At 73.3% G+C, this 19,090-nt stretch carries 19 protein-coding genes; 14 read left to right on the top strand and 5 right to left on the bottom strand.

Going from position 1 to position 19,090, the window contains the following annotated elements:
- Positions 1-12: 12 nt before the first annotated feature.
- Positions 13-705 carry an endonuclease V gene (locus WN71_RS18835; protein WP_046586361.1) on the bottom strand — a complete coding sequence of 231 codons (693 nt, stop codon included), beginning with the start codon at positions 703-705 and terminating at the stop codon, positions 13-15.
- Positions 706-1,067: 362 nt separating this feature from the next.
- Here WN71_RS18835 and ssgD point away from each other — a divergent pair, with 362 nt between their 5' ends.
- The 4 genes from ssgD to WN71_RS18815 all read left to right on the top strand — a co-directional run bounded on the left by ssgD (position 1,068) and on the right by WN71_RS18815 (position 5,753).
- Positions 1,068-1,481, top strand: a complete 414-nt coding sequence (ssgD, locus tag WN71_RS18830; protein ID WP_046586363.1) for a spore wall synthesis regulator SsgD — start codon at positions 1,068-1,070, stop codon at positions 1,479-1,481.
- Positions 1,482-1,807: 326 nt separating this feature from the next.
- Positions 1,808-3,448 (top strand): ABC-F family ATP-binding cassette domain-containing protein, encoded by a 1,641-nt coding sequence (locus tag WN71_RS18825; protein WP_046586366.1) that lies wholly within the window; start codon positions 1,808-1,810, stop codon positions 3,446-3,448.
- Positions 3,449-3,722: 274 nt separating this feature from the next.
- Entirely contained in the window at positions 3,723-4,499 is a 777-nt protein-coding gene (ddaH, locus tag WN71_RS18820; RefSeq protein WP_046586368.1) for a dimethylargininase, read from the top strand.
- A 279-nt stretch (positions 4,500-4,778) separates the two neighbouring features.
- Positions 4,779-5,753, top strand: a complete 975-nt coding sequence (locus WN71_RS18815; RefSeq protein WP_046586370.1) for an acyl-ACP desaturase — start codon at positions 4,779-4,781, stop codon at positions 5,751-5,753.
- Between the two features lie 36 nt (positions 5,754-5,789).
- Here the strand turns inward: WN71_RS18815 and WN71_RS18810 are convergent, their stop codons facing one another.
- Positions 5,790-6,041 (bottom strand): WhiB family transcriptional regulator, encoded by a 252-nt coding sequence (locus tag WN71_RS18810; RefSeq protein WP_046586421.1) that lies wholly within the window; start codon positions 6,039-6,041, stop codon positions 5,790-5,792.
- A 284-nt stretch (positions 6,042-6,325) separates the two neighbouring features.
- Between WN71_RS18810 and WN71_RS18805 the strand changes: the two genes are divergently transcribed.
- On the top strand, positions 6,326-7,117 hold the full coding sequence (locus WN71_RS18805; protein ID WP_046586372.1) for a VOC family protein: 792 nt from the start codon (positions 6,326-6,328) through the stop codon (positions 7,115-7,117).
- Between the two features lie 40 nt (positions 7,118-7,157).
- On the opposite strand, the gene WN71_RS18800 is transcribed toward WN71_RS18805, so the two are convergent.
- Positions 7,158-8,225, bottom strand: a complete 1,068-nt coding sequence (locus WN71_RS18800) for a LacI family DNA-binding transcriptional regulator (protein WP_046586374.1) — start codon at positions 8,223-8,225, stop codon at positions 7,158-7,160.
- Between the two features lie 138 nt (positions 8,226-8,363).
- On the bottom strand, positions 8,364-9,380 hold the full coding sequence (gene ligD, locus WN71_RS18795; RefSeq protein WP_046586376.1) for a non-homologous end-joining DNA ligase: 1,017 nt from the start codon (positions 9,378-9,380) through the stop codon (positions 8,364-8,366).
- Between the two features lie 143 nt (positions 9,381-9,523).
- On the opposite strand from ligD, the gene WN71_RS18790 reads away from it, so the two are divergent.
- Positions 9,524-10,594: an ATP-dependent DNA ligase gene (locus WN71_RS18790; protein WP_046586378.1), complete on the top strand. Its 1,071-nt coding sequence runs from the start codon at positions 9,524-9,526 to the stop codon at positions 10,592-10,594.
- Positions 10,595-10,891: 297 nt separating this feature from the next.
- Positions 10,892-11,878, top strand: a complete 987-nt coding sequence (locus WN71_RS18785) for a DUF3048 domain-containing protein (RefSeq protein WP_046586379.1) — start codon at positions 10,892-10,894, stop codon at positions 11,876-11,878.
- A 10-nt stretch (positions 11,879-11,888) separates the two neighbouring features.
- On the opposite strand, the gene WN71_RS18780 is transcribed toward WN71_RS18785, so the two are convergent.
- Positions 11,889-12,353 (bottom strand): MarR family winged helix-turn-helix transcriptional regulator, encoded by a 465-nt coding sequence (locus WN71_RS18780; RefSeq protein ID WP_046586380.1) that lies wholly within the window; start codon positions 12,351-12,353, stop codon positions 11,889-11,891.
- Between the two features lie 223 nt (positions 12,354-12,576).
- On the opposite strand from WN71_RS18780, the gene WN71_RS18775 reads away from it, so the two are divergent.
- From WN71_RS18775 to pcaDC, 7 genes are read left to right on the top strand one after another with little or no spacing between them, the layout of a single operon-like run.
- A complete protein-coding gene (locus WN71_RS18775) occupies positions 12,577-13,332 on the top strand; it encodes a CoA transferase subunit A (protein WP_046586381.1) in 756 nt (251 codons plus the stop codon).
- On the top strand, positions 13,332-13,979 hold the full coding sequence (locus tag WN71_RS18770) for a CoA transferase subunit B (protein WP_046586382.1): 648 nt from the start codon (positions 13,332-13,334) through the stop codon (positions 13,977-13,979). Before WN71_RS18775 ends, WN71_RS18770 begins: the two co-directional genes overlap by 1 nt.
- A gap of 5 nt (positions 13,980-13,984) precedes the next feature.
- Entirely contained in the window at positions 13,985-15,187 is a 1,203-nt protein-coding gene (locus tag WN71_RS18765) for a thiolase family protein (protein WP_046586384.1), read from the top strand.
- 7 nt (positions 15,188-15,194) lie between these two features.
- Complete coding sequence (gene pcaH, locus WN71_RS18760) at positions 15,195-15,968, top strand: protocatechuate 3,4-dioxygenase subunit beta (RefSeq protein WP_046586386.1); 774 nt, start codon at positions 15,195-15,197, stop codon at positions 15,966-15,968.
- 6 nt (positions 15,969-15,974) lie between these two features.
- Entirely contained in the window at positions 15,975-16,580 is a 606-nt protein-coding gene (pcaG, locus tag WN71_RS18755) for a protocatechuate 3,4-dioxygenase subunit alpha (RefSeq protein WP_046586388.1), read from the top strand.
- Entirely contained in the window at positions 16,577-17,908 is a 1,332-nt protein-coding gene (gene pcaB / locus WN71_RS18750) for a 3-carboxy-cis,cis-muconate cycloisomerase (protein WP_046586390.1), read from the top strand. Before pcaG ends, pcaB begins: the two co-directional genes overlap by 4 nt.
- Positions 17,905-19,038 (top strand): bifunctional 3-oxoadipate enol-lactonase/4-carboxymuconolactone decarboxylase PcaDC, encoded by a 1,134-nt coding sequence (gene pcaDC / locus WN71_RS18745; protein ID WP_046586392.1) that lies wholly within the window; start codon positions 17,905-17,907, stop codon positions 19,036-19,038. Before pcaB ends, pcaDC begins: the two co-directional genes overlap by 4 nt.
- Positions 19,039-19,090 lie beyond the last annotated feature (52 nt).

Raw genomic sequence — 19,090 nt, 5'->3', positions numbered from 1 at the left:
GGGCGTGGGGGCTCAGGTTGTGGTTTCTCGGAGGGCTCGCCGGCACAGGGCGTCCGCCCGCCGCGTGGTCTCCGGCAACCGATACGCCGAGGCCAGCGCCAGCGTATGCGCGCAGGCCCCCGCCAGACTCACCCGGTGTCCCACCGAGACGAACACCGGCTTGACGCCCGCCCTCGTCCGCAGCGCGCGCCCCACCTCCTCGCCGTCGTCCGCCAGCAGCGGCGACCAGGAACCCCGCGCCGCCCCGGGATCGTCGTACGCGAACATGAAGGGGTTCTTCGCCACGCCGATCGTCGGCAGGCCGGTGAGGACGCCGAGGTGGCTCGCCAGGCCGAAGCGGCGCGGGTGCGCGCGGCCGTAGCCGTCGCAGACGACGAGGCCCGGGGCCACCGGGAGCCGCTCCAGGGCGGCCAGGACGGCCGGGATCTCGCGGAACGCGAGCAGGCCGGGCACGTACGGGAACGGGACCGGACCCACGGCGGTGGCCTCGGCGACCACGTCCAGCGTCGCCGCGTCCAGCACGACGGCCGCCGCCGCGACGACGTCCCGCTCGTCGTCGTAGGCGACGTCGACCCCGGTGACGTACCCCGATCCGGCCGGCGGCCCCGGCTCGTCGAGCACCACCCGCGCGCGCAGCGCGTCCTGCACCGCGCGGGCCTCTTCCTCCGTGGCGGGCGATCCCGCCGGAACACGTACGGACGTCATGGTGCCGACGAGCGTACGCCTCTCCCGTCGCCCACTTCCCCTACGCCCCGCGGCGGGCGAAGCTAGTGCACCGGACCGGCCCGCTCCACCCCGTCTCGACGCACCAACTACCGCACCCGGAAGGGACCATGGATCGAGCGAGAGCACAGATCCAGGGATCCGTGACCGGTATGCACGAACGCGGTGCGCATGAGCACGGTGTGCATGAACGCGGTGACAGAGGTCACTCGTCATCGGTGTGCACGGATCGGCCCGTTCCGACGTCTCCTTCCGTGCCCGGGTCTTGGCCCGCGCCCGGTCCCGTCCGCCCGTCCGCCCGTCCGCCCGGAAGTCCGTCCCGCAGCCCACGAGGGAGCAAGGCCTTGTCCACCGTCATCGAGCAGTCCGTAGAGGCCCGACTCGTCGCCGCCGCGCCGCGGATGCCGAGCATCCCCGCGACGCTGCACTACGACCGGAGCGATCCGTTCGCCGTCCGCATGACCTTCCCGGCCCCGGCGACCCTGGAGGGCGTCGAGGTCTGCTGGATCTTCGCCCGCGAGCTGCTCGCCGCCGGTCTGCGGACCGCCGAGGGCCAGGGCGACGTGCGCGTGCGGCCGTACGGCTACGACCGCACGGTGCTGGAGTTCCACGCCCCCGAGGGCACCGCCGTGGTGCATGTCCGCTCGGGTGAGATCCGCCGCTTCCTCGAAGCCGCGAACGCGCTGGTCCCGGTGGGTCTGGAGCACCTCCAGACGGATCTGGACGAGGCCCTCGCGGAGCTGATGCGCGACGCCTGAGCGGCGCGGCTCGTACGGAAGCCCCCGGCCGCCGCCGGGTTGCCGGCCGTCGTCCGGGTTCAATTGCGTTGACGCACCCGCCCGTCCCTCCCTACCGTGTACGACGGTTCTGTTGCCGTCGAATGGAGAAGGACGTTGCTCGTCTGAGGTCCCGGGACACCGCGTCACACCCGCGAGGTGTGTGCGTGGCGTACGACCTCGGCACTTGAGCCGTCCTCCGCAGCAGGCCTTCTCTGCTTTCTCCCTGCTGCCCCAGGACGTCCCGTCCCGCCCGCGGTGTCTCGAAACGCGTTCACCCTTCCGCTTCGAGCGACCGCGAGGCCCGCATGTCATCTTCCTCACCCTTCTCCGCCCCGTCCCTCATCTGCACGTCGCTGTCCTTCTCCTGGCCCGACGGCACCCCCGTCCTGGACGGCCTCGACATCGCCTTCGGCCCCGGCCGCACCGGGCTCGTCGGGGTGAACGGCTCAGGGAAGTCCACCCTGCTGAAGCTGATCGCCGGCGATCTCGTGCCGTCCGGCGGCACCGTGCGGGTGAGCGGCGAGATCGGCCACCTGCCGCAGAACGTCACCCTCGACACCGGCCTCCAGGTCGACGAGGTGCTCGGCATCGCCGCGCGCCGCCGCGCCCTGCACGCGATCGAGGCGGGCGACGCCGCCGAGGAGCACTTCGAGACCCTCGGCGACGACTGGGACGTCGAGGAACGCGCCCTCGCCGCCCTGGGCGAACTCGGGCTCGGCCACATCGGCCTGGACCGCACGGTCGGCGAGATCTCGGGCGGCGAGTCGGTGCTGCTGCGGCTCGCCGCGCTGCTGCTGCGCCGCCCCGACGTCCTGCTGCTCGACGAGCCCACCAACAACCTCGACCTGTACGCCCGCCGCCGGCTGTACGCGGCGGTCGCGGCCTGGCCCGGGGTGCTGGTGGTGGTCAGCCACGACCGTGAACTCCTCGACCTGGTCGACCAGATCGCCGATCTGCGGTCCGGCGAGGTGACCTGGTACGGCGGCAACTTCACCGCCTACGAAGAGGCGTTGGCCGTCGAACAGGAGGCGGCCGAGCGGATGGTGCGCGTCGCCGAGGCGGACGTACGCCGGCAGAAGCGCGAACTGAGCTACGCCCAGATGAAGTTGGCCCGCCGCAAGCGCTACGGGCAGAAGATGCACGACCAGAAGCGCGAGCCCAAGATCGTCATGGGGGCGCGCAAACGCGCGGCACAGGAGTCCGCGGGCAAGCACCGCATCCTGCACGAGGAGCGGCTCACCGAGGCCAGGGGGCGGCTCGACGAGGCGGTGGAGGCCGTACGGGACGACGACGAGATCCGCGTCGAGCTGCCGTACACCGCCGTCCCGCCGGGCCGGACCGTGCTCACCGCGCTGGACCTGGAGCTGCCCTTCGGGGCCCGGGTGGGCGGCCTCGACCTGCGCGGCCCCGAGCGGGTCGCGCTGGTCGGGCGCAACGGCGCGGGCAAGACGACGCTGCTGCGCACGATCGCCGGCGAGCTGGCCCCGGTCGCGGGCGAGGTGCGGGCGCAGGTGCCGCTGCGGTTCCTGCCGCAGCGGCTCGACGTCCTCGACGAGGAGCTGACGATCGCCGAGAACGTGGCCCGGTTCGCGCCGGACGCCACCCCGAACCGGATCCGGGCCCGGCTCGCCCGCTTCCTGTTCCGGGGCGGGCGGGCGGACCAGAAGGTGGCGGGCCTGTCCGGCGGAGAGCGGTTCCGGGCGGCGCTCGCGGCGCTGATGCTCGCCGAGCCGGCGCCCCAGCTGCTGATGCTGGACGAGCCGACGAACAACCTCGACATGGCGAGCGTACGGCGGCTGACGACCGCCCTGGAGTCGTACGAGGGCGCGCTGATCGTGGCCAGCCACGACCTGTCGTTCCTGGAGTCCCTCGGCATCACCCGCTGGCTGCTGCTGGACGGGGAGCTGCGGGAGACCTCGGCGGAGGCGGTCCGGGAGGCCGCCTGACGGACGGCCCGGTGGACGGCCTGACGGACCGCCCGGTGGACGGCCTGACGGACGGTCTGAAGCGCGGTCCGTCGGGCGGGGCGGCCGCCCGCCTCCGACATCGTGCGGCCCGCCCGGCGGGCCGCACGCTGTCCGCCGGGTGGGCGTCGGCCGCGTATCAGGAGGGGCACAGCCCGATCAAGGAGGTTTTGTCCGCACCCAGCAGTGAAGCATGATGACGGACCGGTGCCGGGTACAGGCACCGGGAAGCAGCCCGCCGATGGGGAGACCGCCCGTGCCCAGCAAGAAGGCTCTCGTCCGCCGTCCCGGCCCGCTCCTCGCCGAGGGGCTGGTCACGCACATCGAGCGGGAGAAGGTCGACGTCGAGCTCGCCCTGGAGCAGTGGGAGGCCTACGTCGCGGCGCTCGGCGAGCACGGCTGGGAGACCGTCGAGGTGGACCCGGCCGACGAGTGCGCGGACGCCGTGTTCGTCGAGGACACGGTCGTGATGTTCAGGAACGTCGCGCTGATCACCCGGCCCGGCGCCGAGTCCCGGCGGGCCGAGACCGCGGGCGTGGAGGAGGTCGTCGCGCGCCTCGGCTGCTCGGTGAACTGGATCTGGGAGCCCGGCACGCTCGACGGCGGCGATGTCCTGAAGGTCGGCGACACGGTCTACGTCGGCCGGGGCGGCCGCACCGACGCGGCGGGCGTGCAGCAGCTGCGGGCCGCCTTCGAGCCGCTCGGCGCGCGGGTGGTGGCGGTGCCGGTGAGCAAGGTGCTGCACCTGAAGTCGGCGGTGACGGCGCTGCCCGACGGGACCGTGGTCGGGCACATCCCGCACGTGGACCGGCCGGCGCTGTTCCCGCGCTTCCTGTCGGTGCCGGAGGAGTCCGGCGCCCATGTGGTGCTCCTCGGCGGCACCAAGCTGCTGATGGCCGCGAGCGCCCCGAAGTCCGCGGAACTGCTCGCCGATCTCGGCTACGACCCGGTCCTGGTGGACATCGGCGAGTTCGAGAAGCTCGAAGGCTGTGTGACGTGCCTCTCGGTACGGCTGCGGGGGCTGTACGCCTGACGGGATGACCGTTTCGCCCCACGGCCCCGGGACCTGCGCGTCCCGGGGCCGTCGCGCGCGCCCGGACGACCGCCGCGGATGTCCGGAAGATCCACTTGCGTCACCTTGGGTCTTGACGATCGGCGACCTTTACGGCGCACTTAACCTACGGCTTCGTAACCTACGGATTCGTAGCCTACGGTTTCGTAGCCTACGGTTTCGTAGCCTACGATCCCGTAAGTTCCGGCGGGCGCTCACCTGCCGGGCCGCTCCGTCTCCGCACGTCCCCATGGAGTTCCCGTGACGCTCGCCTCTCCCCACCTCGGCAGTCCGTCGACCTGGACCGACGCCCGACTGCTGTACGCGCTGGAGGAGGTCGTCGAGCAGGAGCTCAACCGGCACCTTAAGGTCGCCAAGGACTGGATGCCACACGAGTACGTGCCCTGGAGCGACGGACGCAACTTCCCCGGCCTCTTCGAGGACGGCGAGGCGTGGCAGAAGGAGCAGTCCAAGGTCACCGACCTCGGCCGGATCGCCCTGGTGGTGAACCTGCTCACCGAGGACAACCTGCCGAGCTACCACCACGAGATCGCCAGCCTGTTCGGCCGCGACGGCGCCTGGGGCACCTGGGTGCACCGGTGGACGGCCGAGGAGGGCCGGCACGGCATCGTGATGCGCGACTACCTGCTCGCCTCCCGCGCGGTCGACCCGGACGAGCTGGAGCGCTTCCGCATGGCGCACATGAGCGAGGGCTTCGAGTCGGACAACCGGCACTCGATGCTCCACTCGGTCGCGTACGTCGCCTTCCAGGAGCTCGCCACCCGCATCTCGCACCGCAACACGGGCCACCACTCCGGCGACCCCGTCTGCGACCGGATGCTGGCCCGCATCGCGACGGACGAGAACCTGCACATGATCTTCTACCGCAACCTGCTCAAGGCGGCGTTCGAGCTCGCGCCCGACCTGACCATGCAGGCGGTCCGGGACGTCGTGGTCAACTTCCGGATGCCCGGCCACGGGATGCCCGGCTTCGAGCGGGCCGCGGCGCAGATGGCGATCGGCGAGGTCTACAACCTGCGCATCCACCACGACGACGTGCTCCAGCCCGTGCTGCGCTTCCTGAAGATCATGGAGATCGACGGCCTCGGCCCCGAGGGGCTTCAGGCCCAGGACGAGCTCGGCCTCTTCATGGGCGGACTGGACTCCGAGGCGTCGAAGTTCGACGAGCGCCTGGCGGCCCGCAAGACGCGGATGGCGGCGCGAGCGGCGGGCTGAGCCCCCGGCAGCCGGGCCGGGCTCGGCTCGGCTCGGCTACGACAGGGCGCGCGAGCGGCGGATGTCGAGGCGCTCCTTCTCCGACAACCCGCCCCAGACACCGAAGCGTTCGTCGTTCGCCAGGGCGTAGTCCAGGCAGGCGGTGCGGATCGCGCACATGCCGCAGATCCGCTTCGCCTCCCGCACCGAGCTGCCCGGTTCGGGGAAGAAGAAGTCGGCCCCGGTCTGTGCGCACAACGCCTCCTGCTGCCAGGAGAGTTCGGGCGCGGTGATCGTGTCGATGTGCATGTCCCCGATCGTGCCGGGCACCGAAAAACGTTCGCTCAACGCCGCATCAACGCGGGCGCCCAGGGGCCGCCGGCCACCCGATGGTGCCCCGGCCGGGCCGGACCGCGCACGGCGGCGCGCGGAACGGGACGGAAACCCGCCGGATCCGCAGCGTCACGCACGGTGAGTCCGCGGGGCGCTCCGGCGCGGTCCGACGCGCCGGGACGGTCCGGCGGCGTTTGCCGGTGGGCGGTGCAAGACTCGGCAGAGCAGAAGAACGGGACCCCTCATGAGGAGGGCATCGCATGCTCACCACCCGTTTCGTCAACGGCGCCCCGAACTGGATCGACCTCGGCACCCCCGATCTCGACGGCGCCCGCTCGTTCTACGGCGGGCTCTTCGGCTGGCAGTGGCAGTCGGCGGGAGAGGACGCCGGCGGGTACGGCTACTTCCAGCTCGACGGGAGGACCGTGGCCGGCGCCCTGCAGAACCCCCCGGAGCAGGGCCCGCCCTCCTGGAACGTCTACTTCCGCACCGCGGACGCGGACGCCACCGCGAAGGCGGCGGAAGGGGCCCACGGCAGCGTGCTGCTCGCCCCCATGGACGTGCTGGGCGAGGGCCGCATGGCCGTCCTCGCGGACAAGGCGGGCGTGCCGTTCGGCCTGTGGCAGCCGGCCCTGACCAAGGGCATCGACGTGGCGAGCGAGCCGGGGTCGCTCACCTGGCTGGAGCTGTACACCCCGGACATCGCCGCGGCCGCCGCCTTCTACTACGCGGTCCTCGGCCTGGAGACCTCCGCCGTGTCCTTCCCCGGCGGCATCTACACCTGCGTCAACCCGGCCCATGCCGGGGAGGACGCGATGTTCGGCGGGTTCGTCCCGCTGGCCGAGGACCCGGTGGAGTCGGAGAGCGGTCCCTGCTGGCTCCCCTACTTCGAGGCGACGGACACCGCCACGGTGGTCGAGAAGGCGCAAGAGCTCGGGGGCACGGTCCGGATGCCGGCCACCGATGTCGAGGGCGTCGGCCGACTCGCCAAGCTGGCCGACCCGTACGGCGCCCGCTTCGCCGTCATCACGAGCGCACCGCCGCAGGACTGAGAGCGGGCCGCGGCGGGGCCGGGCCTCCCGGGACCGGCGCTCAGGCGGAGGCGCGTCGGACCAGCGTGGTGGGCAGGACCACGCCGGACGGCTCGCCGCCGCCCGGCGCCGCGTCGCCGCCCCGCCGGTCCAGGCCGCCCAGCAGCATCCGGGCCATCAACCGGCCCATCTCCTCTATGTCCTGACGGACCGTCGTGAGCGGCGGGTCGGTCTGCTCGGCGAGCGGGAGCATGTCGTCGAAGCCGATCACGGCGATGTCCTGCGGCACGCGCAGCCCGCGCTCGCGCAGCACCCGGAGGACGCCCGAGGCGGTGAGGTCGTTGGCGGCGAACACGGCGTCCACGTCGGGGCAGTTGTCGAGGAGTTCCCGCATGGCGCGCTCGCCGCCGGCCGGGGTGAAGTCGCTCTCCACGATCAGCCGCGGGTCGGCGTCCGGCCGTTCGTCGCGGAACCCGTCGAGCCGGTCCACCGCCGATGTCTGGTCCAGGGCACCGGTGATGTGCGCGATCCGCCTGCGGCCGAGACCGACCAGATGCCGTACGGCCGCGCGGGCGCCGCCCCGGTTGTCGCTGTCGACGAACACGGGGGCGGCCGCGCCGGCCGCGGTCTCGCTCGGCGCGCTGCCCTCGCTCCAGCCCGGCCGGCCGCCGAACACCGTGGGCACGCCGGCCCGCTGGATCAGCACCGGCAGCGGATCGTCGAGGTGCAGCGAGAACACCAGGGCGCCGTCGACATGGCCGCCCGCGAGATACCGGCCGACGCGGGCGTGGTCGTCCCGGCCCTCGGTGAGCAGCAGCACCAACTGTGAGTCGTGGGCGGTGAGTTCCTTGCTGATGCCGCGGAGCTGGAGCGCGAAGAAGGGGTCGGCGAAGACCCGGGTCTCGGGTTCGGCGATGACCACGGCGACGGCGTCGTGCCGCTTGGTGACCAGGCTGCGCGCGGCCTGGTTGGGGACGTAGCCGAGTTCGTCGACGGCCCGGCGGACCCGCTCGGCGAGGGGTTCGCGCACCCCGTCCCCGCCGTTGACGACGCGTGACACGGTGGCCCGCGACACCCCGGCCCGCGCGGCCACGGCCTCCAGCGTGGGACGCGACATTGCCTCGGTCACTTCGGAACTCCTCCTGGCCGGCTGCGGATCAGGATATCTCCGGCCAGGACCCGCCCGGGGAGCGCTCCGAGCACGACGGCGGAGCGCTCCGGCACCGGCCCGGCCCGCGGAGTCCGCCCGCAGGCTCGGCCCGCCGACTCAGTCCGCGGTCTTCCGCGCCCGGCTCGGCTGCACCCGCTTGGGCTCGCCCGGCATCTTCGGGTACTCCGGCGGATAGGGCAGATCGCCGAGCCCGTGGTCGTGCTCGTCGCGGCGCGCGAGTTCCAGCAGCGCCTCCAGGGAGAACCGGTGGTCGTCCATGTCCGCGTGCACGTCGCCGAGTTCGGCGAAGCGGGCGGGCATCGTCGCGATGTCGAAGTCGCGCGGGTGCGCCTCGCCGACCTCGTCCCAGCGCAGCGGCGCCGAGACCGGGGCGTGCGGGCGGGGCCGTACGGAATAGGCGGAGGCGATGGTGCGGTCGCGGGCGGTCTGGTTGTAGTCGACGAAGATGCGCTCGCCGCGCTCCTCCTTCCACCACTTGATGGTGACCTGCTCCGGCATCCGGCGTTCCAGCTCGCGTCCGACGGCGATCGCGGCCCGGCGCACCTGGGTGAACGTCCAGTTCGGCTCGATGGGCACGAAGACGTGCAGGCCCCGCCCGCCGGAGGTCTTCGGAAAGCCCCGCAGTCCGCCGAACTCCTCCAGCACGGCGCGCAGTTCCTGGGCGGCGCGGACCGCGTCGTCGTAGTCCGTGCCGGGCTGCGGGTCCAGGTCGATGCGCAGTTCGTCGGGCCGGTCCACGTCGTCGCGCCGTACCGGCCAGGGGTGGAAGGTGAGCGTGCCGTACTGCGCGGCCCACAGCACCGCGGCCTCCTCGGTCGGGCACATCTCGTCGGCGCTGCGGCCGCTCGGGAAGGTGATGTGCGCGGTCGGGATCCAGTCGGGCATGTTCTTCGGCGCCCGCTTCTGGAAGAAGGACTCGCCGGTCACGCCGTCCGGGTAACGCTGCAGGGTGGTGGGCCGGTTCCGCAGGGCGCGCAGGATTCCGGGGGCGACCGCCTGGTAGTAGCGGGCGAGGTCCAGCTTGGTGAAACCCCGCTCCGGGAAGAAGACCTTGTCCGGACTGGACAGCCGCACGCTCCGGCCACCCGCCTCCAGCAGCACCGCTTCACCCATGGGGCCACCGTAGGCGCGCCGTGCACGGGCCGCACACCGGAGACATGTCGATAGGCCCACCCATACCGACGTATGCCCACCATGTCGGCCTCAGGCCGATCTCACGTCGAGCGCGTCATGACATCTACGCGCAGAATCGAGACATGGATCTGCCGGTGATGCCACCCGTCAAGCCCATGCTCGCCAAGTCGGTGGCGAAGATCCCGCCGGACATGCAGTACGAGGCGAAATGGGACGGGTTCCGGGCGATCGTCTTTCGCGACGGCGCGGAGATCGAGCTCGGCAGCCGGACCGGTAAGCCGTTGACCAGGTACTTTCCCGAACTGGTGGCGGCCCTTCAGGAGCGCGTGCCGCGGCGCTGCGTGCTCGACGGCGAGATCGTGATCGCTCGCGAGGGCCGGCTGGACTTCGACGCGCTGACCGAGCGCATCCACCCGGCGGCCTCGCGGGTGCGGACGCTGGCCGAGCGGACCCCGGCCTCGTTCGTGGCGTTCGACCTGCTGGCGCTGGAGGACGAGTCGCTGCTGGACGTGGCGCTCACCGACCGGCGGGCGCTGCTCGCCCGCGCGCTCGACGGGGTGAGCGCTCCCGTTCATCTGGCGCCGGCGACGACGGACATCGAGGTGGCGCGGCGATGGTTCGAACAGTACGAGGGGGCCGGTCTGGACGGCGTCATCGCCAAACCGCCCGCCTTGCGTTACCGCCAGGACGAGCGGCTGATGTTCAAGATCAAGCACGAGCGCACCGCCGATGTCGTCGTCGCGGGCTACCGGCTGCACAAGAGCGGCCCGGTCGTCGGCTCCCTGCTCCTCGGGCTCTACGACGACCGGGGCCGGCTCCAGCATGTGGGAGTGTCGGCGGCCTTTCCGATGAAGCGGCGCGCCGAGCTGATCGACGAGCTGGAGCCGCTGCGGCTGCCCGACGCGGCGGACCATCCGTGGGCCGCCTGGGCGCAGGAGGAGGCCCACGAGTCGGCGCGGCTGCCCGGCGCGCCGAGCCGCTGGTCGGGCAAGAAGGACCTGTCGTGGGTGCCGCTGCGGCCGGACCGGGTCGCGGAGGTGGCGTACGACCACATGGAGAACGGCGCCCGCTTCCGGCACACGGCGCGCTTCCGCCGTTGGCGCCCCGACCGCACCCCGGAGAGCTGCACGTACGCGCAGTTGGACGAGCCGGTGCGCTACGACCTCGCGGAGGTCTTCGGCACCGCGGGCTGACCGGCCGCAGCGGCCGGCCCGGTGCGCGGACCTCGCCCCGGCCCGATGTGCGAACCTCGCCCCGGCCCGGTTCCCGAACCCTGCCCCCGGCCGGACCCGAAACGCCCTCCCGGCTCGTCCCCGGTCCGTCCTCCCGGCGCGCCCCCGGCCGCCCGCGACCGGCCGCGCTCACCCCCGGCGCGGCCTTCCCTGGGCCGATCGGCCCATCCGGCGCGCGCGATCGGGTTCGACCGGGTATGGCCATGCGCGAACAGATAAACGCACAATCAACTAAAAGACGGGGTGGCAACGGTGGGCATGACACGCAGGGCGCGGGCGAGACGCGCCGCGGTGACGGTGGCGCTGCTGGCGGCCACCGCGACGACGCTGGCGACGGGCTGTACGCATCAGGGTGCGCAGGACGACGGCCGCGGCCACCGGCGGAGCCAGTCGCCGACCCCGACGGAGCAGCCGAGCAGCAGCGCGAGCGCCGGGCCCCTGCTCGCCGTGAAGATCGACAATGTGGCCGCGGCCCGGCCCCAGACGGGTCTGGACGCCGCCGACATCGTGTACGCGGAGCAGGTCGAGGGCGGGCTCAGCCGGCTGATGGCGGTGTACGCCACGCGGCTGCCGAAGGCCGTCGGGCCGGTGCGCAGCGCGCGCGAGTCCGATCTGGAGCTGCTGCGCCAGTTCGACGAGCCGACGCTCGCGTTCTCCGGCGCGCAGCGCAAGCTGCTGCCGCTCATCGACAAGGCGCCGCTGGACGCCGAGCCGCCGGGCCACGCCTCCGGCGCCTACTACCGGGGCGCCGGGCGGGCCGCCCCGCACAACCTCTATCTGCACCCCGACCGTCTGGTCCCCACGGCGCCCGGCGCGGGCGCGCTGACGACCGGGTTCCGCTACGGCGCCGCGCCCGCCGGAGGCACCCCCGAGACCTCCCGCACCGTGCGCTTCCCGGCGGCCCGGTTCTCCTTCACCTGGTCGGCGAGCCGGCAGGGCTGGCTGGTCGCCATGGACGGCACGCCCGACGTCATGACCGACGGCGAGCAGCTCGCCCCGCCGACCGTCGTCGTGCAGTACGTGCCGGTGCACAGCTCGCGCTACCACGACGTGCTGGGCAACCCCACGCCGTACACGCAGACCGTGGGGTCCGGGCGCGCGGTGGTGCTGCGCGACGGCAAGGCCTACGACGTCACGTGGTCGCGTCCGTCGGCCGCCGGCGGGACCACGTTCACGGCGGCCGACGGCACACCGGTGAACTTCGCCCGGGGCCAGGTGTGGGTGGTCTTCGCGAAGGCTTCCTGAGCCGCGCGGGTCAGCCCTTGGCGGCCAGGGGTTCGCCCGGGTTCCGGAGCCCCTCGGCCGCGTCCGACACCCGCCGGATCAGGTCGAAGAAGACGTCCTGCTCCGCGGCCGACAGCGGGGCCAGGAAGACCTGGTTCATCCTGGCCGTCCGCACGGTGAGCCTGCGGTGCGCGCGCCGGCCGTCCTCGGTCAGCCGCAGCAGGAAGCGGCGGCCGTCCTGCGGGTCGCGGACCTTGTCCAGCAGCCCGCGGCGGCCGAGCCGGCTGATCACCTCGGCGATGGTCGAGCGGTCGAGCCCGACCCTGTCGCCCACGGTCCGCTGGTCGAGGCCCGGCTCGGCGACGAGCGCGTTCAGCACGGCGAACTGGGGGGAGGTGATCTCCTCGGAGACCATGGTGTTCCACAGCAGGTAGTGCGCCTGCTGGAGCCGCCGGGCCAGATGCCCGGGGTGGGTGGTCAGATCCACCGCTCCCATGTGCGCTCCCGTCGTCGTCAGTGCCGTAGCAAATCGTCGGTGCACTGAACAATACCCGGCGCACCCGCGGCTGTCTGCGGGGCGGATCCGTCGATCGATCGTCGATCGGTGCAGGTCTTGACGGTGCGGCCGTCCGGTGGCAGCGTGAGGGACACCTCACCGAAATACTCAGTGCCCTGACTAATTCCAGGACCGGGCACCCGCACGAGAGGGGGCTCCAGGGATGGACAAGGTGGTCGCCACGGCCGAGGAGGCGGTGGCCGATGTGCCGGAGGGCGCGTCGCTTGCGGTGGGGGGCTTCGGCCTGTCGGGCGTGCCGAACGTCCTGATCCAGGCCCTCTACGAGCGGGGCACGAGCGGCCTGTCGGTGGTGTCCAACAACTGCGGGGCGATGGAGTCGGGCCTCGCGGTGCTGCTCGCGGCGGGACGGATCGCCCGGGTGACGGGCTCCTACATCGGCGCCAACAAGGAGTTCGCGCGCCAGTACCTGGCCGGCGAGCTGGAGGTGGAGCTGATCCCGCAGGGCACGCTCGCCGAACGGCTGCGGGCCGGCGGCGCCGGCATCCCTGCCTTCTACACCCCGGCCGGCGTCGGCACCCAGGTCGCCGACGGCGGCCTGCCCTGGCGCTACGACGGCGAGGGCGGCGTCGCGCTCGCGTCCCCGGCCAAGGAGGTACGGGTCTTCGACGGCACCGAGTACGTGCTGGAGCGCGGCATCCGCACCGACTTCGCGCTGGTCCGGGCGGCCCGGGGCGACCGGCACGGCAACCTCGTGTTCGCCAAGTCCGCCCGCAACTTCAACCCGCTGGCCGCGATGGCCGGGCGGGTGACGATCGCCGAGGTCGAGGAGCTGGTCGAGCCCGGCGCGATCGACCCGGACGCGGTGCACGTGCCCGGCATCTTCGTGCAGCGGGTGGTGGCCCTCACTCCCGAGCAGGCGACGGACAAGAAGATCGAGAAGCGGACGGTGAGCGGCTGATGGCCTGGACACGGGAGGAGATGGCCGCGCGCGCGGCCCGCGAGCTGGAGGACGGCCAGTACGTCAACCTCGGCATCGGCCTGCCGACGCTGATCCCCAACTACCTGCCCGCCGGGGTGGAGGTGGTGCTCGAGTCGGAGAACGGCATCCTCGGGACCGGCCCCTACCCCACCGAGGACGAGGTGGACCCCGACCTGATCAACGCGGGCAAGGAGACCGTCACGGTGCTGCCGGGCGCCTCCTACTTCGACTCGGCGCTGTCGTTCTCCATGATCCGCGGCGGGCACATCGACGTCGCCGTGCTCGGCGCCATGCAGGTCTCGCAGTCGGGCGACCTCGCCAACTGGGCCATCCCCGGGAAGCTGGTGACCGGCATCGGCGGCGCGATGGACCTCGTGCACGGCGCCCGCCGGGTGATCGTGGTGATGACGCACACCGCCAAGGACGGCTCGGCGAAGATCCTCACCGAGTGCGCGCTGCCGCTGACCGGCAAGGCCTGCGTGGACCGCGTCATCACCGACCTCGGCGTCCTGGACGTCACCGCCGACGGGCTGGTCCTCGTCGAGACCGCGCCGGGCGTGACCGCCGAGGAGATCCTCGCGAAGACCGCCGCCCCGGTGCGCGTCGGCGAGGGGGTGCTCCGATGAGGAACGTGAAGGACGTCTACGTCGTCGACGCCGTGCGCACCCCCTTCGCCCGGTACAACGGCGGCCTCGCCACCGTGCGCCCGGACGATCTCGCCGCCCACGCCCTGCGCGAACTCCTGGCCCGCACCCCCGGGTTGGACCCGGCCCGGATCGACGACGTGTACCTCGGCAACGCCAACGGGGCCGGCGAGGAGAACCGCGACGTGGCCCGCATGGCCGTGCTGCTCGCGGGCCTGCCGGTCACCGTGCCCGGCGCCACCGTCAACCGGCTGTGCGCCTCCGGCCTGGAGGCCGTGATCCAGGGCTACCGCGCCATCGCCCTCGGCGACGCCGACGTGGTGGTGGCCGGCGGTGTCGAGTCGATGACCCGGGCGCCGTACGTCCTGCCCAAGTCGGACCGGCCGTTCCCCGCCGCGCACACCGAGCTCTACTCGACCACGCTCGGCTGGCGCATGGTGAACCCGCGGATGGACCCGCAGTGGACGATCCCGCTGGGCGAGTCGGCCGAACTCATCGCCGACAAGCACAAGATCAGCCGCGAACGGCAGGACGAGTTCGCGCTGCACAGTCACCGCAAAGCGGCGAGCGCCCGCCGACAGGGCCTGTTCGACGCCGAGATCGTGCCGGTGCCGGTCCCGCGGCGCAAGGGCGACCCCGTCGACTTCGCCGCCGACGAGTGCGTCCGGGAGGACGCCTCCCTCGATGCGATGGCCCGCCTGCAGCCGTCGTTCCGCGCGGACGGCGGCACGGTGACCGCGGGCAACGCCTCGCCGCTCAACGACGGCGCCGCCGCCCTGCTGCTCACCGACGAGGCCGGGCTCGCCGCCGTCGGCCGCGAACCGCTCGCCCGGATCACCGCGACCGGCGTCTCCGCGATCGAGCCGCACTACTTCGGGCTCGGCCCGGTCGAGGCCGTCGAACGGGCGCTGGCGAGGGCGGGCCGGACCTTCGAGGACCTCTCCGTCCTCGAACTCAACGAGGCGTTCGCCGCGCAGGTGCTCGGCTGCCTCGCCGAATGGCCCGAGTTCGACCCTGCGGTGCTCAACCCGCAGGGCGGCGCCATCGCGCTCGGACATCCGCTCGGCGCCTCCGGAGCCCGGCTCGCGGGCACCGTCGCCCACCAACTCGCCCGCCGGGGCGGCGGCGTGGGCGTCGCCACCCTGTGCGTCGGCGTCGGCCAGGGCCTCGCCCTCGTCCTCGAACGGTAGGAAATCGATGACCCTCACGCAGCACGACATCGACCAGGAGATCGCGGCCGAGCACGCCGCCTACGAGAAGCGGGTCGCCGACGGGGCGCCCGTGGAGCACCACCCGCGGCGCGGCTACGCCCCCTACCGCTCCTCGGTCCTGCGCCATCCGAAGCAGCCGCCGGTCGTCGTCGACGCGAGCCGGGACCCGGAACTGGTGGAGCTGCACTCCCCCGCCTTCGGCCACCGCGACGTCACCGAGATCGACAACGACCTCACCCGGCACCACCGCGGCGAGCCGGTCGGCGAGCGGATCACCGTCTCGGGCCGGCTCCTGGACCGCGACGGCCGGCCCGTCCGGGGCCAGCTGATAGAGATCTGGCAGGCCAACTCGGCCGGCCGCTACGCCCATCAGCGCGAGCAGCACGACGCCCCGCTGGACCCCAACTTCACCGGTTTCGGACGCACGTTGACCGGCGCCGACGGTACCTACCGCTTCACCACCATCCAGCCGGGCCCCTACCCGTGGCGCAACCACGACAACGCCTGGCGCCCCGCGCACATCCACTTCTCCCTGTTCGGCTCGGCGTTCACCCAGCGGCTCGTGACGCAGATGTACTTCCCGAACGACCCGCTGTTCCCCTACGACCCGATCCTCCAGTCGGTGACGGACGACGCGGCGCGGCAGCGGCTGATCGCGACGTACGACCACAACCTGTCCGTGCCGGAGTTCTCGCTCGGCTACCACTGGGACATCGTGCTGGACGGCCCGGCCGCCACCTGGATCGAAGAAGGACGCTGACCCGCCATGACGAAGATCGACACCAGCCGGCCGGAGAGCGTGCTGCCCACCCCCTCGCACACGGTCGGCCCCTTCTACGGCTACGCGCTGCCCTTCCGCGGCGGCGAGGACATAGCCCCGCTCGGCCACCCGGACACGATCACCGTGCACGGGTACGTGTACGACGGCGAGGGGGTCGGGCTGCCGGACGCCCTCGTCGAGGTGTGGGGCGCCGACCCCGAGGGCAACGTGCCCGCGGTCGACGGCTCGATCCGCCGCGACCCGGCGAGCGGCGGCTACGTCGGCCGCAACGGCGTGGAGTTCACCGGCTGGGGCCGCATCCAGACCGACGCCGACGGACACTGGTACGCCCGCACCCTGCGGCCCGGCGCCCGCGGCGACAGCGCGCCGTACCTCAGCGTGTGCGTGTTCGCGCGCGGCCTGCTGATGCACCTGTTCACCCGGGTCTACCTGCCGGGCGACCCGGCGGCGCTGGCCGCCGACCCGCTGCTCGCCGGACTCGACGACGCGCGGCGCGAGACGCTGGTCGCCCGCGAGGAGACCGCGGGCACCTACCGTTTCGACATCCGCCTTCAGGGCGAGGGCGAGACGGTCTTCCTGGAGTTCACATGACCTCTGCCGACGACGGCACCGGCCTGCTCGCCCCCGGCTGGGCGGGCTCGCCGGCCGGGCACGCCACCTCCGACACCGCCCACCTCCAGGCGCTGCTCGACGCGGAGGCGGCGCTCACCCGCGCCCAGGCCGCACAGGGACTCGCCCCGGCCGGGGCGGCGGCCGCGGTGACCGGGGCCTGCGACGCCGCCCGCTTCGACGCGCGCTCCCTCGCGGAGCGCGCCCGGGGCGGCGGCAACCCGGTCATCCCGCTGGTCGCCGACCTCACGGACGCGGTCGGCACGGAGCACGGGCCGTACGTGCACCGGGGCGCGACCAGCCAGGACATCATGGACACCGCGGCGATGCTCGTCGCGGCCCGCGTCCTGGACCCGCTCCTCGCCGACCTGGAACGCGTGCAGGCGGCGCTCGGGCGGCTCGCCGCGGGGCACCGCGACACCGTGCTGCCGGGGCGGACCCTCACCCAGCACGCCGTACCGACCACGTTCGGCCTGAAGGCCGCCGGGTGGCGCTCGCTCGTGCTCGACGCGCGCGACCGTACGGCGGCCGTGCGCGCGGGGCTGCCGGTCCAGCTCGGCGGCGCGGCGGGCACCCTCGCGGCCTTCGAGGCGTACGGCTGCACCGACCCGGCCGCCCTCACGGCCGCGTACGCCGGTGAACTCGGGCTGCGGGCACCGGTGCTGCCCTGGCACACGCTGCGCACCCCGGTCGCGGACCTGGCCGGCTGCCTCGCCTTCACCGCGGGCGCCCTCGGCAAGATCGCCGCCGATGTGCTGGTCCTGACCCGCACCGAGATCGGCGAGGTGCTGGAGGGCAGCGGCGGCGGATCGTCCGCCATGCCGCACAAGGCGAACCCCGTGCGCGCCACGCTGGTCGCCGCGGCGGCCCGGCGCGCGCCGCAGCTCGCCGCCACGCTGTACGGCTCGATGGCGGCCGAGGACGAACGCCCGGCCGGGGCCTGGCACGCCGAGTGGGAGCCCCTGCGGGACCTGCTGCGGCTGGTCGGCGGGGCCGCCCGCAGCACCGCCGAACTCGCCGAGGGCCTGCGGGTGCGCCCCGAGGTCATGCGCGAACACCTCGGCCTCACCCACGGGTTGATCGTCTCCGAGCGGCTGTCCGCCGTGCTGGCGGCGCGGCTCGGCCGGGCCCGCGCGAAGGAGCTGCTCACCGAGACCGCCCGGCGCACCTGGACCGAGGACCGCTCCCTCGCGGAACTTCTGTCCGAGGAACCGGAGTTGAAGGACGTCGACCTCGGCGAGTTGACCGACCCCGCCCGCTACACCGGCTTCGCTGGCCCCCTCACCGACCGTGCGCTGGAGCGACGTTGACCGAGAAACTGCTCAACCACCTGGCCGAGGGCCCCGCGTCCGCGCCGCCGCTGCTGCTCGGGCCCTCGCTCGGCACGTCGTACGCCCTGTGGGACCAGGTCGCCCCCGAACTGTCCGTCGGCCACCGGGTGGTGCGCTGGGACCTGCCCGGCCACGGCGGCTCCCCCGCCGCCCTGATCTCCCCAGGCGCGAGCGTGAGTGACCTCGCCGACCAGGTGATCGCCCTCGCCGACGCGCTCGGCGTCGACCGGTTCGCCTACGCCGGGGTGTCGCTCGGCGGCGCGGTCGGGCTCGACCTCGCCGTACGCCACCCGGAGCGCGTCTCCTCCCTCGCCGTGATCTGCTCCTCCGCACACTTCGGCGGCGCCGAGCCGTGGCGGGAGCGGGCCGAACGGGTACGGCGGGACGGCCTGGAGTGGCTGCTCCCGAGCGCGAACGCCCGCTGGTTCGCCGGGGACTTCACCGTGGAGCGGTTGATCCGGGACCACGCGGAGGCCGATCCGGCGGCGTACGCGGCCTGCTGCGACGCGCTGGCCGCGTTCGACCTGCGGGAGCGGCTCGGCGAGATCGGCGCGCCGACCCTGCTGATCGCGGGCCGTCAGGACCCGGCGACCCCGCCCGCCCATCTGCGGGAGATCGCGGACGCGGTGCCGGGCGCCGCGCTCGTGGAGATCCCGGGCGCCTCGCACCTCGCGCCCGCGCAGTGCCCCGAGGCCGTACTGACCGCGCTGCGCGCGCACTTCGGCCAGGGCGCCCGGCGCGGCATGGCGGTGCGGCGCGAGGTGCTCGGCGACGCCCACGTGGACCGGGCGCAGGCCCGGCAGACCCCGTTCACGGCGCGCTTCCAGGACTTCATCTCGCGCTACGCGTGGGGGGAGATCTGGACCGATCCGACGCTCAGCCGCCGCGAGCGCAGCATGATCACACTGACCGCGCTGGTCGCCCACGGGCACTACGACGAGCTGGCCATGCATGTGCGGGCGGCGCGCCGCAACGGGCTGACGCCGGAGGAGATCGGAGCCGTACTGCTGCAGGCCGCGGTGTACTGCGGGGTGCCGGCGGCCAACTCGGCGTTCGCGACGGCGCAGCGGGTGCTCGCGGAGGAGGAGGACGGCGCTCGGGAAGGGTGACCCTGGTGGTCGTAGTCTCAGCGGCATCTCGCAGCCGGCCGCCCCGCGTGCC

The organism is Streptomyces mangrovisoli (assembly GCF_000974985.2).
In the GTDB taxonomy this organism is placed as follows: Bacteria; Actinomycetota; Actinomycetes; order Streptomycetales; family Streptomycetaceae; genus Streptomyces; species Streptomyces mangrovisoli.
Note: the sequence above shows the minus strand (reverse complement) of the source record. Positions and strands in the feature narration are given on the sequence as shown.

Excerpts from the sequence above, each read along its gene's own strand:
- WN71_RS18835 (WP_046586361.1), bottom strand. The coding sequence starts at position 705 with ATGACGTCCGTACGTGTTCCGGCGGGATCGCCCGCCACGGAGGAAGAG.
- WN71_RS18825 (WP_046586366.1), top strand. The coding sequence starts at position 1,808 with ATGTCATCTTCCTCACCCTTCTCCGCCCCGTCCCTCATCTGCACGTCG.
- WN71_RS18810 (WP_046586421.1), bottom strand. The coding sequence starts at position 6,041 with ATGCACATCGACACGATCACCGCGCCCGAACTCTCCTGGCAGCAGGAG.
- WN71_RS18805 (WP_046586372.1), top strand. The coding sequence starts at position 6,326 with ATGCTCACCACCCGTTTCGTCAACGGCGCCCCGAACTGGATCGACCTC.
- ligD (WP_046586376.1), bottom strand. The coding sequence starts at position 9,380 with ATGGGTGAAGCGGTGCTGCTGGAGGCGGGTGGCCGGAGCGTGCGGCTG.
- WN71_RS18790 (WP_046586378.1), top strand. The coding sequence starts at position 9,524 with ATGGATCTGCCGGTGATGCCACCCGTCAAGCCCATGCTCGCCAAGTCG.
- WN71_RS18785 (WP_046586379.1), top strand. The coding sequence starts at position 10,892 with ATGACACGCAGGGCGCGGGCGAGACGCGCCGCGGTGACGGTGGCGCTG.
- WN71_RS18780 (WP_046586380.1), bottom strand. The coding sequence starts at position 12,353 with ATGGGAGCGGTGGATCTGACCACCCACCCCGGGCATCTGGCCCGGCGG.
- WN71_RS18775 (WP_046586381.1), top strand. The coding sequence starts at position 12,577 with ATGGACAAGGTGGTCGCCACGGCCGAGGAGGCGGTGGCCGATGTGCCG.
- WN71_RS18770 (WP_046586382.1), top strand. The coding sequence starts at position 13,332 with ATGGCCTGGACACGGGAGGAGATGGCCGCGCGCGCGGCCCGCGAGCTG.
- pcaH (WP_046586386.1), top strand. The coding sequence starts at position 15,195 with ATGACCCTCACGCAGCACGACATCGACCAGGAGATCGCGGCCGAGCAC.
- pcaG (WP_046586388.1), top strand. The coding sequence starts at position 15,975 with ATGACGAAGATCGACACCAGCCGGCCGGAGAGCGTGCTGCCCACCCCC.
- pcaB (WP_046586390.1), top strand. The coding sequence starts at position 16,577 with ATGACCTCTGCCGACGACGGCACCGGCCTGCTCGCCCCCGGCTGGGCG.